We start from the raw sequence: 12,518 nt of genomic DNA, 5'->3' as shown, positions 1-12,518 counted from the left end.
CTCAGTCCGTGCGGGCGGAGGTGCGGGGGGCGAAACGCGCCAGGAGCTGGATCATGCCCATTGCCCCCCAGGTGATGACAAAGGAAATGATCGCCAAAGCCGAGGGCTCATAGGCGCGATTGGCGCCGACGGTCTGGAGATAAGGGCCGAAGGCGGGGCGATTGAGGAGGCTGGCGATGGTGAATTCGCCGATGACGATGGCGAAGGTCAGGAAGGCGCCTGAAAGAACCGCGATGAGGATATTGGGCAGGATGACCGTCGCGATGATGCGCAGCGTGTCGGCGCCCATGATCTGGGCCGCCTCGGTGAGGGTCTTGATGTCGATGGCGCGCATGCCGGTATCGACGGCGCGATACATGTAGGGCAGGGCCAGGGTGACATAGGCGCAGGTCAGCAGGAAATCGGTGCCCAGTGCAGAGCCGGTGAAGGGAATGATCGAGCTCGAATTGTAGAGCCGGATGTAGCCATAGACGAGCACGATGGCCGGGATGATCAGCGGCAGGAGCGTGGTGAATTCCATCAGCGGGCGCAGGCGGGGCAGGCGCAGGCGCACGAAATAGACTGCCGGCACCACGACCAGAATGCCCACGACGATGGCGAGGAGCCCGACGACGGCGGAATAGAGGAAGGTGGCCTGGAAGGCAGGGTCGGAAAAGACCGAAGCGTAACTGTCGAAGCTGTAGTAGCCGCGCCGCATCTTGAGCGAGAACTCGAAGGTGGCGAGCAGCGGCACGATGAAATAGGCGGCGCCCAGTCCGAATACGACCCAAGCCCAGAGCTTGCTCTGTTTCATCGCATCCACCTTTCGGCACGGGCGGAGATGACGAGGTAGATGATGTTGGCGAGCGCGGTAATGGCGATCATGCCGAGGGCCAACGCGGCGCCGAGGCCGGGATTTTGCAGCGCGTCACCGCGGATCTGCGCGTAGAGCAGGATGGGCACGATGTTGAGCGAAGAGCCGGTCAGCGCATAGGCGGTGGCGATGGCGCCGAAGGCGTTGGCGAAGAGGAGGCTCAGCGTTCCGAGGAAGCTGGGCCAGAGAATGGGGAAGCCGACGTAACGCCAGAACTGCAGCGGCGTGGCGCCGAGGGTCTGCGAAGCCTCGCTCCATTCCTTCTTGAGGCCATCGATCGCCGGGGCGATCATCAGCACCATCAGCGGAATCTGGAAGTAGAGGTAGGTCAGCGTCAGCCCCCAGAAGGAGAGGATGTTGAAGCCGGCGCGGTAGATGTCGATGTCGAAAACGGTCTTGAGAATGACGGTGACGAGGCCGAGACGCCCAAGGGTGGAGATGAAGGCAAAGGCCAGCGGGACGCCAGCGAAATTCGAGGCGACGCCGGAAAAGGTCATGACGGCGGAACGCAGGCCATCGGGCAAGCGTCCGCGAATGATGGCGAGGGCAATGGCAAGGCCGATCAGAGCCCCGAGAATGGCGGAGGCGCCGGAAATGCGGATGGAAATCCAGTAGGCGGCGAGGATCTGGTCGGTAAAGAGCCCCGCAATGTTGTCGAGAGTGAAGCCGCCGTCACGCCCGACAAAAGCAGCGCCCACGAGGTAAAGCGTGGGCAGGATGAGAAACATCACGGCAAAGACGATGAATGGCGCGAAGCCCAGCCATTCGAGGGAGAGGCGGCTTCGGCGATGCGCGGTTGTGGCGGTCATTTCAGCTCTGAGCAGATTTTCTCGACATGCATCGGCCCGTCCTCAGGCTTGACCCTAGGACCGGTTGCAGCATTGACCGTGTGGAGAGTGGCCCCCGGGTCGAGCCCGAGGGCAGTTCGGTGGATGGGGAGGGCGTGGGTTCCTCCCCAAGGGCGCCCTATTCAGAGACGTTGGCGCCGACGGTGGAGTCCCAGCCAGTGGTGATCACTTCCTTGGCGGCGTTCTGCTGCTCGATGGTCGGGAACACGGCCTTGGCATAGGCTTCGGCGGGAGGCAGGGCGTCGAGCAGGTTCTGCGGGATCTTGCCGGCATCGGCGAGCGCGTTGAAGCGGATCGGGTGGCAGTAGCCTTCGAGCCAGAGCAGCTGACCCTCGTCGGAATAGAGGTATTCCATCCAGAGCTTGGCAGCGTTGGGATGCGGGGCGTGGGCCGAAATGGCCTGCACGTAGACGCCGGCCACGACGCCAGTTTCCGGAACGACGATCTCGGCCTGCGGATTGCCTTCGAAGCTGTCGCGCCAGGCGAGCAGATTGTAGTCCCAGGCGACGAGAACCGGGGTGGTGCCCTGGGCGACCGAGGCGGCCTTGCCGATCACCGGAACGAAGTTTCCGGCGTCGTTGACGGCCTTGAAGAAGTCGAGGCCGGCCTGGGCAGCGCCTTCATCCGAGCCGGTCTGCGCAAGGCCTGCGGCGTAGACGGACTGGATGGCCTGGGCGGAGGCACGCGGGTCGCCGGCCAGCGCGACGGAATTGGCGTATTCGGCGCCGGTGAGGTCGGACCAATCGGCGGGGAGGGTCGAGACGAGGTCGGTGTTCACCAGCATGGCCATGACGCCATAGTAGTCGCCGTACCAGTAGCCTTCTTCATCCTTTGCGTCGGCCGGGATTTCGTCCCAGGTCGAGACCTTGTAGGGCTGGAGAAGGCCTTCTTCCTTGGCCTGCGGACCGAAGGCGAGGCCGATATCGAGCACGTCGGGCGCCTGCGGGCCGGTGTTGCCGATATTGGCGCGCACCGCTTCCAGCTCGTCGGCCGAACCGGCATCCGGGTTCAGTTCGTTGACAGTGATGCCCGGATACTTGGCCTTGAAGCTCTCGATGACCTTGCTATAGCCGCACCAGTTGTGGGGCAGGGCGATGGTGGTCAGCGTGCCCTCTGCCTTGGCGGCTTCATAAAGGGCGTCGAGATCGGTCTGGGCAAAAACCGGAGCGGAAAGGCTCAGGACGGTCAGCAGCGAGACCGAGGTGGTCAGGGCGGACTTGAAGGTCATTTGGGAAATCCCTCTGATGGCGTTCGGTCGCGGGGAAAGCGCCGAATGGCTGCCGATTAGAGGGCGGTCATGTCAGTCCGATAACGGTTCGATGACACCGATGCGACAGTCCCTGGGAATGCGCTCAGCTCCGTGGTGCGGGGCCCGAGCTTTCACGCAGGACCAGCTCCACCGGCCAAAGTTCATGGATATCGGCCTGCGACTTGCCGGCGAGGATCTGCATGATCAATTCCGAGATGCGCGTGCCGGCCTGCCTGATCGAGGAGCGCGTCGTCGACATGGACGGATACATGTTGTCGGCGTTGAGATAGGGGAAAACGTCGTCGTGCGCGATCATCGACACATCGGTGCCCAGCTGCAGTCCGGCCTGCCGGATGGCGCGGAAGACGCCCAGCGCGGTCATCATGGAGCCGGCAAGGAAGGCGGTGGGGCGTGGACGCAGTTCGAGCATGGATGCGGCCATGCGGAAGGCGATTTCGTCGGTGAATGCGGTATGGCCAAGGAGCGCCGGATCGAGCGGGACCCCGCGCGCAGCGAGCGCGGCGCGATAACCGATATCCCGATGTTCGGCGAATGTGCGGCCTTTCACGCCATTGAGCATGGCGATGCGGCGATGACCGAGATCGAGCAGGTGGCCCGTGGCGCGTTCGAGCGCGCTGGTATTGTCGATATCGAGCCAGGCGACCGGCTTGCCAATGTCGGTGCGACCGTGAAGCACAAAGGGGATATTGAGCTCGGTCAGCAGCTCGGCCCGCTCGTCCCGCACGGTGGGCGAATGAAGAATGACCGCATCGACCTTCTGGCTCGCGGCGAGGCGGCGGTAGGCGGCGAGTTCTTCCTGGTGGCTGGCGACCGTCGTCACCAGCATGTCGATTTCCTGACCGGCCATGTAGCTGCCGACGCCGGACAGGAACTCCGACATATGCGGACCAAGCTCGTCGGCGCCGCGCAGCACCAGGCCGATGGCCCCGGCCCGGCCGGTGGCCAGGCGCAAGGCGCTGGCATTGGGCCGATAGCCGAGCGTGTTGGCAGCTTCGGCCACGCGACGGCGCGTGGCTTCGTTCACTTCCGGGTAGCCGTTGAGGGCACGGCTGACCGTGGTCTGCGACAAGCCGAGATGTTCGGCGAGGTCTTTCAATCTCATAGCGGCGATGCGGCCCGGTGGTATGACGCTCCGGCGCCCCGCGGCCGCAAGGACGCGCAAGACCGGTCGGCACAGCCATTAGGGCAGGCGGCGCCCTTTGAACAGGGCCTGCCGTCATTCTCCTCCACGGGTCATTCAAAGCGATTTCAAATTTTCCTGCAAGAGGCGGAAATCGTTTCCATTATTTGAGGTGCGTACATCAGGGTGGATGATACGAATTTTAACGAATGCTCGCCGGCTTACTGTTTAAATCATTGAATTACATAATGTTTTTACGTTCGTACTCCGAAATTTATGAAAATCGGCGCGTGGGCTGCTTGACAGTTTTTAGAGCCTCTGGTTCCTTATCGTCCAAAGCGCTTTAAATCTGGACGGCAAAATCGGTTCGGCAGAGTGCTTTTAAGGGGGAGGAGTTCTGGTCCGGCGCCGTGGCGCGGGTCAGCTCTGCATGCCTCTCCCGCACATTGTTTTTCTCGGGAGGATTTCCAATGATGTTGAAGACGCTGCTCGTAGCGATGATGGCGAGCGTGACTCTTGTGTCGGCCTCTGCCCAGGCCGCGGAACTGTCCATCGTTTCGGGTGACACCGGCAACGGCCTCGAGTTCCTGCGCAGCCAGCTCGACCGTTTCGAAGCCGAAACCGGTCATAAGGTGACCGTGGTGCCGATGCCCTCGTCCACCACCGACCAGTTCGGCCAGTACCGCCTGTGGCTCGCCGCAGGCAACGCCGATATCGACGTGTACCAGACCGACGTGATCTGGGCGCCGCAGCTGGCGGAGCACTTCGTCGACCTGACCGAAGCCGCTTCCGACATCGTGGGCAACCACTTCCCGTCGATTATCGAGTCGCAGACAGTGGACGGCAAGCTCGTCGCCCTGCCGGCCTTCACCGACGCGCCGGCGCTCTACTACCGCACGGACCTGCTCGAAAAGCACGGCAAGTCGGTTCCGACCACCTGGACCGAGCTCGAAACCACCGCCAAGGAAATCATGGATGCCGAGCGCGCCGAAGGTGCTTCGGAGCTCTGGGGCTTCGTGTTCCAGGCCAACGCCTATGAAGGCCTGACCTGCGACGCCCTGGAATGGGTGATGTCGAATGGCGGCGGCCAGATCGTCGAAGCCGACGGCACCGTTTCGATCAACAATGAACAGGCTGCTGCCGCCATCGACCGTGCTGCAGGCTGGGTCGGCACGATCGCGCCCGAAGGCGTGCTTGCCTACATGGAAGAAGAAAGCCGCGGCGTGTGGCAGCTCGGCAATGCCGTGTTCATGCGCAACTGGCCCTATGCCTACGCGCTGGGCAATGGCGATGACTCGGCCGTGAAGGGCAAGTTCGACGTGGCTCCGCTGCCGGCCGGTGACGGCGAAGGCGGGCGTTCGGCGGCCACGCTGGGCGGCTGGAACATGGCTGTGTCGAAGTACTCTCCGGACCAGGACGCCGCCATCGAGCTGGTGAAATTCCTGGCTTCGGAAGACGTGCAGAAGGAACGCGCCATCAAGCAGTCGAACCTGCCTACCATCCCGTCGCTCTATGAAGATGCCGACGTGCTGGCCGCATCGCCGTTCATGGCCAACTGGCAGGCGATCTTCGAGCAGGCCGTGCCGCGTCCGTCCGCACCGACCAAGACCGACTACAACGAGGTCTCCTCGCTGTTCTGGAGCGCCGTCCATGACACGCTCTCGGGCAATGGTACCGCCGCAGAGAACCTCGAAGTTCTCGAAGCCGACCTGAACGATCTCAAGGGCGACGCCTGGTAAGTCCTCCCAGCAGTCCTGGCAAGCGGGCGGTGGGGCTTCCTCCGCCGCCCGCTCCGCGCAAGTATCGAACACGACGGGGAGGGGACGATATGGCAACCGATGCAATGGCGCCGCTGGCAGTGAGCAAGGCGCCCAGGGTGAAATCGGAACTGATGCAGCAGCGGGTTCGTGCCGCGCGCTGGTTCCTGGTACCCATGCTGATCGCACTGGCCGTGGTGGCCGGATGGCCGCTGGCCCGATCGATCTATTTTTCCTTCACCGACGCGACTCTCAACAACCTCTACGGCGCCGAGTGGATCGGCTTCGGGAACTACCTGCGCTGGCAGGTGCTCGAAAGCGGCACGGTGCGCTACCGGGGCGTGCTGGCCGACGCCGACTGGTGGAACGCAGTATGGAACACGATCCGCTTCGCCTTCTGGTCGGTGTTGTGGGAAACCGTCCTGGGCATGATCGTGGCGCTGGTGCTCAACGCCGAATTCAGGGGCCGCGGCATCGTCCGCGCCGCCATCCTCATTCCGTGGGCCATCCCCACCATCGTTTCCGCCCGCATGTGGAGCTGGATGCTCAACGACCAGTTCGGCATCATCAATGACCTGGGCATGAAACTGGGCCTGCTGGCTGCGCCGGTGGCGTGGACCGCGTCGGCCGACACGGCCATGACCGCCGTGCTGATCGTCGATATCTGGAAGACAACGCCGTTCATGGCGCTGCTGATCCTGGCAGGCCTGCAGATGATCCCCAAGGACATCTACGAAGCGGCAGCCATCGACGGGGTGCATCCTGTCAAACAGTTCTTCAAGATCACGCTGCCGCTGGTGCGGCCGGCGCTGATGGTGGCGATCATCTTCCGCGTGCTCGACGCGCTGCGCATCTTCGACCTGATCTATGTGCTGACGCCAAACTCGCGCTCGACCAAGACCATGTCAGTGCTGGCGCAGGAAAATCTCTTCCAGTTCAACAATTTCGCCGAGGGCTCAACGCAATCGACGCTGCTGTTCCTGCTGATCGCGATTTTCACGATCCTCTATATCTGGCTGGGCAAGGTCAATTTCGAGGGGGGAGACCGGTAATGGGCGCGACATTCGACCTTTGGAAAGTCACCAAGACGGTGCTGTTCTACGCCCTCGTGGTGTTCATCGTGGTGGTGTCGGTTTTCCCGTTCTACTACGCCATTCTCACCAGCCTCAAATCGGGCACGGACCTGTTCCGCATCACCTATTGGCCGACGTCGCTGAGCTTCGACAACTTCCGCCAGGTGTTCACCCAAGGGGCGTTCCCGCGAAACCTGCTCAACTCGGTGTTCGTGGCGAGCGTGACGGTGATCCTGGCGCTGTTCCTTGCGATCACGGCCTCCTTCGCTCTCAGTCGCGTGCGGTTCCGGGGTCGGGGCCTGCTGCTGATGACGATCCTCGCGGTATCGATGTTTCCGCAGATCGCGGTGCTCGCCGGGCTGTTCGAAGTGATCCGGTTCCTCGGCATCTACAACACGCCCTGGGCGCTGATCTTCGCCTATACGATCTTCACGCTGCCGTTCACAGTCTGGGTGCTGACCACCTTCATGCGCGACCTGCCGGTGGAGATCGAAGAGGCGGCGATCGTCGATGGCGCCACGCCCTGGGTGATCATTACGCAGGTATTCATGCCGCTGATGTGGCCGGCGCTGGTGACGACGGGCCTGCTGGCCTTCATCGCGGCCTGGAACGAGTTCCTGTTCGCCCTGACCTTCACGGTCTCGAACGAGACGCGCACCGTGCCGGTGGCCATCGCGCTGCTTTCGGGCGGATCGCAGTACGAAATTCCCTGGGGCATCATCATGGCTGCCTCGGTCATCGTCACGGTGCCGCTCGTGGCCCTGGTGCTCATCTTCCAGCGCAAGATCGTCAGCGGCCTCACCGCCGGCGGCGTCAAGGGATAAGAGCGATGCCCGACCAACGCAGGATGACCTGCACACTCTCATCGACCGCGCCGGCGGTTTTCGCGGGTCGCGATGCCGATGCCGCGGGTGCCACCGGTTCGACCCATCCCAAACTGACTGTCCACTCGGCCTGACGGAGTCACAGAATGGCAAGCATAGAACTTCGCAACGTCCGCAAGTCCTTCGGCATGGTCGAGGTGATCAAGGGTGTCGACCTCGAGGTGCGCAAAGGGGAATTCATGGTCTTCGTCGGCCCGTCCGGCTGCGGCAAGTCCACCCTGCTGCGCCTGATCTCGGGCCTAGAGGACATCACCTCGGGCGAGATGCTGTTCGATGGCAAGGTGGTGAACGCGCTGACGCCGTCCAAGCGCGGCATCGCCATGGTGTTCCAGTCCTATGCGCTCTATCCGCACATGACGGTCTACGACAACATGGCCTTCGGCCTGAAGCTCGAGAAGGGGCACAGCAAGGACGAAATCCGCCAACGCGTCGAGCGGGCCGCGGACATGCTGCAGATCCGGCAGTATCTCGACCGCCTGCCCAAGCAGCTTTCGGGTGGCCAGCGCCAGCGCGTGGCCATCGGCCGGGCCATCACCCGGGATCCGAAAGTGTTTCTGTTCGACGAGCCGCTCAGCAATCTCGATGCGGCACTGCGCGTCGCCACCCGCATCGAAATCGCCAAGCTGCATGAAGGCATGCATGACGTGACGATGATCTATGTGACGCACGACCAGGTCGAGGCGATGACGCTGGCGGATCGCATCTGCGTCCTGCGCGACGGCCTGGTCGAACAGGTCGGTACGCCCATGGAACTCTACGAGCGCCCGGACAGCATTTTCGTGGCCGGCTTCATCGGCTCGCCGAAGATGAATTTCATCACCGGCGACAAGGCCGCCGTGCATCAATGTTCGACCCTGGGTATCCGCGGCGAGCATATGGTGGTGTCTCCCGACGGACAGTGGGAAGGCACGGTCATCCATACCGAGAACCTCGGCGCCGATACTTATGTCTATCTCGAGATGGGACAGGAAGAGCCCGTGGTGGTGCGCATCGAGGGCGCGGCCGAATATCCGAGCGGCACGACGCTGCGGGTTTCGCCGGTGGCGGACAAAGTCCACCGCTTCGACGAAACCGGCAAGCCCATGCGCTGAGGGCGATTTTCGGATGACGGTCCCGGGATCGTCATCTTTTCGATCCACCGTGTCCGAAGCAGACGGGAACCTCGAGCGCAAACAGGGGTTCCCGCCTTCGCGGGAAAGACGCGGAATTCACAAGGCCCTCTCCCCCGGGCCGATATCCTAGGAGCCTAGCAATGCCGATCCGTACCCTGGTGTGGGGCGAAAACGTCCACGAGCAAAAGAACAAGGTTGTCGCCGAGAACTACCCGAACGGCATGCACAACCAGATCGCCAAGCTCCTGTCGGAAGATGGCAACCTGTCGATCAAGACAACGACGCTGCAAGAGCCCGAGCATGGCCTGACCGATGCCGTGCTGGCGAACACCGACGTGTTGCTGTGGTGGGGTCACGCGGCCCACGACAAGGTCGACGACGTGGTGGTCAAGCGCGTCATGGAGCATGTCTGGCAGGGCATGGGCCTGATCGTGCTGCACTCGGGCCACCACTCGAAGGTATTCAAGGGCCTGATGGGTTCGCCGGCAAACCTGCACTGGCGCGAAGCAGGCGAGCGCGAGCGCCTGTGGGTGGTCAATCCGGGCCATCCGATCGCCAAGGGCCTGCCGCCGTATTTCGAACTCGAATACGAAGAAATGTATGGCGAACCCTTCACTGTGCCGGAGCCGCTCGAGACGGTGTTCGTTTCATGGTTCCAGGGTGGCGAAGTGTTCCGTTCGGGCCTCACCTATCGCCGCGGCGCGGGAAACATCTTCTACTTCCGCCCCGGCCACGAAACCTACCCCACTTATCATGATGCCAATGTCGGCAAGGTACTGCGCAATGCGGTGAACTGGGCCTATGACGGCACGCGCCATGCGCATCTGATGAAGGCGCCGAATACGCCGGTGGGCGAAGCGATCGAGGCCATCGAGGAGCGCGGCGCCAAGCTTTCCGCCGCCGACCACGCGGGCGAAGTGAAGAAGTAAGGCTGCCCGGGTGTCGTCAATGCCCGGGTTGTCCGGGCATTCCATCCTCCTGAAGCATGGACCACCCGGCATGCCGGGTGGTGACGAAATTCAGGGCTGGAGCCAGGCGGGATCACCCGCAAAGCCGGGTGAGCAGATTGTGAAAATGGTCGCGGTCAGTTCCCGCTTGCGCGGAGCCGGCGCGATGATAAAGCAGCGGGCGATTTGTCCCCTCAAGGAATAGAAGAATGCGTATCCTCATCCTGGGTACCGGCGGCATGGCCAATACGCATGCCAAGAATTTTGCGGCGATCGAGGGCGTGACCCTGGCGGGCGGCGTCGACGTCGATCCGGCGCGCGTCGAGGCGTTCTGCGCAGCGCACAATATCGAGCGCGGCTTCGGCTCGCTCGATGCCGCCATCGCATGGGGCGAGTTCGACGCCGTCGCGAATGTGACGCCCGACAGCGTGCACTATCCGACGACGATGGCTGCGCTGGCGGCCGGCAAACACGTTTTCTGCGAAAAGCCGCTGGCAACCGACCACGCCCGCGCGATGGAAATGACCGAGACGGCCGAACGGCTGGGCCTCGTCAACATGGTCAACCTGACCTACCGCAATGTCGCGCAACTCCAGAAGGCGCGCGAGATCGTGCAGTCCGGCCAAGTGGGCACAGTCAAGCATTTCGAGGCGAGCTACCTGCAGAGCTGGCTGGTCAGCAAGGCGTGGGGCGACTGGCGCACGGAAAGCCAGTGGCTGTGGCGCCTCAGCAAGAAGCACGGCTCAAACGGGGTACTGGGAGATATCGGCGTCCACATCCTGGATTTTGCAGCCTATGGTGCCGGCAGCGATTTCTCGAAGGTGTTCTGCCGTCTCGAAACGTTCGACAAGGCGCCGGGCAACCAGATCGGCGAATACGATCTCGATGCCAATGACAGTTTCGCCATGACGGCGCAGCTGGAAAACGGCGCCCTGGGTGTCGTCCATGCGACGCGCTGGGCCACCGGACATTTCAACGAGCTGCGACTGCGCGTCTATGGCGAGCTCGGGTCAGTGGAAGTGCAGCACCGGCATGACTGGTCGAAACTGTTCACCTGCCTTGGCGCAGACGTCGAGACGGGAACCTGGACCGAAGTGGCCGTAGACCCGGTGCCGACCAATTACCAGCGCTTCGTCGACGCGTGCAGGACCGGACAGAATCTCGAACCGAGCTTCCGCCACGCCACCAATATCCAGAAGGTGCTGGACCTCGGCACGGTCACGGACCGCGACCGCATGGAACATTCGGTGTAGAAAAACAGGAAGGCCGGACAGATGTCCGGCCTTCGTGCTGCAGATCGGCTTAATGCCGCTCAATAGCTCTGAAATCAGTCCTGGCTGTTGGTGTAGATCACCAGCGAACCATCCTGATTATTGCTCAGGGCGATAACATCGGACACGTCCACTGCGTTATCGCTGAGGATGCCGGTCAGGGCCTCGTTGCCATTGATGGCGTCTTGGAGAGCAGTGATGTTGCTGGCATTGCCGTTGAGCGCGTCGTTGAGCGCGTTGGCGTCGAAGTTCGCTACGTCAGCGACGTCGATAACCTGGACATCACTCACGCCGGAAATGTCGCCGATATCGGTGTTGCCGGCTTCAATCATGGACAGGATGTTCGAGAGATCGGCATTGCCGACGTCACCCACAGTGTTGCTGACATCGCCGACCGAGCCGGACGCATCGCCGCCAACATCACCGGAATTGGTCACGCCGTCGACTGTCGAATTCACGCCTTCAACGGTGGAGTCGAGCGTGTCGTTGAGTGTATTCACCGTTCCATCGACAGTATTGGTGACGCCATTTACTGCGTCGTTCAAAATATTGCTGTTATCTCCGCTCTGCGCATATGCGGCTGCGGAAGTGAGCGTGAGGGCTGCAACGGACGAAAGTAGAATTTTATGGATAGAGCGCATGGTTCCATCCTCCATTTTTTTGTGAATTATACTAAACCTTTATGGTTCGGTATCTTAATCCGTTCGGGATGATATTGTTCCGGGCAAATTCATATTGTGATCGGTCTCGCTTTGACTGGGCTTTAAGAAAATTGTTTCTAGAGAGGGGTTTAACGGCGGTGCGAGACGCCGACGATCACGGCAGCGTCATTGATTGTGATCGCAACGACGTCCTCAAAATCAATTCCAGCGTCGGAAATGGCGGCGCGAAAAGGGGAGCTTTCGTCCCAAACATGTCGCTGGTCCTGTTGCGGATCGCAAACCGCTTGCTGCACCACGATAGAGAAGCCACCAGCCAAGGCACGGTCGAGGGCATCTTCCGCAACGGTGGTACAGGGAAGACTCGAAGATCGCGCGCCCTGTGAGGCAAAGGGGCCGGCAACCTTGACTGCGGTTGCCGCTTCTGGCGTTCCCGTCGGGCTGGGCGCGTCTGCTGGAGTGTCGGGTCTGCCACCCAGTTGAATCGGGTTGTCGTTCAATGTGACGCCAAGGTCGACCGCGACATGATCATCGCCGCGACCGAGCGACAGGGAGCCACCGGAGTCAATGGATAGCGATAGGGCATCGTTTGCCAGTTCGACCGTCTGTGTCTGCGAACCCTGTCCCTCCAGGGCGGGCAATCCCTGCCCGAGCGATGGTGCGGCGCAGAACAAGACGATGGCGGGTGAAAGAAGGGTTCTCATGGTTATCTCCTGGACCGGGC

General features: G+C 62.0%; 13 protein-coding genes. 7 read left to right on the top strand and 6 right to left on the bottom strand.

All coding sequences use genetic code 11. The features are described 5' to 3' along the window. Window position 1: 1 nt before the first annotated feature. The 4 genes from CCK88_RS10175 to CCK88_RS10160 all read right to left on the bottom strand — a co-directional run bounded on the left by CCK88_RS10175 (window position 2) and on the right by CCK88_RS10160 (window position 4,073). Complete coding sequence (locus tag CCK88_RS10175) at window positions 2-793, bottom strand: ABC transporter permease (protein WP_086470320.1); 792 nt, start codon at window positions 791-793, stop codon at window positions 2-4. Beyond that, window positions 790-1,662, bottom strand: coding sequence for an ABC transporter permease (locus CCK88_RS10170; protein WP_086470319.1), 873 nt, complete (start codon window positions 1,660-1,662; stop codon window positions 790-792). Before CCK88_RS10170 ends, CCK88_RS10175 begins: the two co-directional genes overlap by 4 nt. A gap of 157 nt (window positions 1,663-1,819) precedes the next feature. Further along, window positions 1,820-2,929: an ABC transporter substrate-binding protein gene (locus CCK88_RS10165; RefSeq protein ID WP_086470318.1), complete on the bottom strand. Its 1,110-nt coding sequence runs from the start codon at window positions 2,927-2,929 to the stop codon at window positions 1,820-1,822. A gap of 124 nt (window positions 2,930-3,053) precedes the next feature. Beyond that, the gene (locus tag CCK88_RS10160; RefSeq protein ID WP_086470317.1) at window positions 3,054-4,073 is read right to left on the bottom strand and encodes a LacI family DNA-binding transcriptional regulator; all 1,020 of its coding nucleotides are present in this window, start codon (window positions 4,071-4,073) and stop codon (window positions 3,054-3,056) included. A gap of 488 nt (window positions 4,074-4,561) precedes the next feature. Here CCK88_RS10160 and CCK88_RS10155 point away from each other — a divergent pair, with 488 nt between their 5' ends. From CCK88_RS10155 to CCK88_RS10130, 7 genes are all read left to right on the top strand, one after another. Next, window positions 4,562-5,830 (top strand): ABC transporter substrate-binding protein, encoded by a 1,269-nt coding sequence (locus CCK88_RS10155; RefSeq protein ID WP_086470316.1) that lies wholly within the window; start codon window positions 4,562-4,564, stop codon window positions 5,828-5,830. Window positions 5,831-5,919: 89 nt separating this feature from the next. Further along, window positions 5,920-6,900 carry a carbohydrate ABC transporter permease gene (locus CCK88_RS10150; RefSeq protein ID WP_210189916.1) on the top strand — a complete coding sequence of 327 codons (981 nt, stop codon included), beginning with the start codon at window positions 5,920-5,922 and terminating at the stop codon, window positions 6,898-6,900. Beyond that, window positions 6,900-7,745: a carbohydrate ABC transporter permease gene (locus CCK88_RS10145; protein WP_086470315.1), complete on the top strand. Its 846-nt coding sequence runs from the start codon at window positions 6,900-6,902 to the stop codon at window positions 7,743-7,745. Before CCK88_RS10150 ends, CCK88_RS10145 begins: the two co-directional genes overlap by 1 nt. A 5-nt stretch (window positions 7,746-7,750) precedes the next feature. Beyond that, window positions 7,751-7,879 carry a hypothetical protein gene (locus CCK88_RS18780; RefSeq protein ID WP_280173815.1) on the top strand — a complete coding sequence of 43 codons (129 nt, stop codon included), beginning with the start codon at window positions 7,751-7,753 and terminating at the stop codon, window positions 7,877-7,879. Window positions 7,880-7,891: 12 nt separating this feature from the next. Next, a complete protein-coding gene (locus CCK88_RS10140) occupies window positions 7,892-8,896 on the top strand; it encodes an ABC transporter ATP-binding protein (protein ID WP_086470314.1) in 1,005 nt (334 codons plus the stop codon). 161 nt (window positions 8,897-9,057) lie between these two features. Continuing rightward, entirely contained in the window at window positions 9,058-9,846 is a 789-nt protein-coding gene (locus CCK88_RS10135; RefSeq protein WP_086470313.1) for a ThuA domain-containing protein, read from the top strand. Window positions 9,847-10,073: 227 nt separating this feature from the next. After that, window positions 10,074-11,117, top strand: coding sequence for a Gfo/Idh/MocA family protein (locus CCK88_RS10130; RefSeq protein ID WP_086470312.1), 1,044 nt, complete (start codon window positions 10,074-10,076; stop codon window positions 11,115-11,117). Window positions 11,118-11,191: 74 nt separating this feature from the next. Here CCK88_RS10130 and CCK88_RS10125 read toward each other — a convergent pair whose 3' ends face one another. Beyond that, entirely contained in the window at window positions 11,192-11,680 is a 489-nt protein-coding gene (locus tag CCK88_RS10125; protein ID WP_170926423.1) for a hypothetical protein, read from the bottom strand. A 245-nt stretch (window positions 11,681-11,925) separates the two neighbouring features. Continuing rightward, window positions 11,926-12,498, bottom strand: a complete 573-nt coding sequence (locus CCK88_RS10120; RefSeq protein ID WP_140048955.1) for a hypothetical protein — start codon at window positions 12,496-12,498, stop codon at window positions 11,926-11,928. Window positions 12,499-12,518 lie beyond the last annotated feature (20 nt).

Source organism: Devosia lucknowensis (genome assembly GCF_900177655.1).
Classification (GTDB): domain Bacteria; phylum Pseudomonadota; class Alphaproteobacteria; order Rhizobiales; family Devosiaceae; genus Devosia; species Devosia lucknowensis.
Note: the sequence above shows the minus strand (reverse complement) of the source record. Positions and strands in the feature narration are given on the sequence as shown.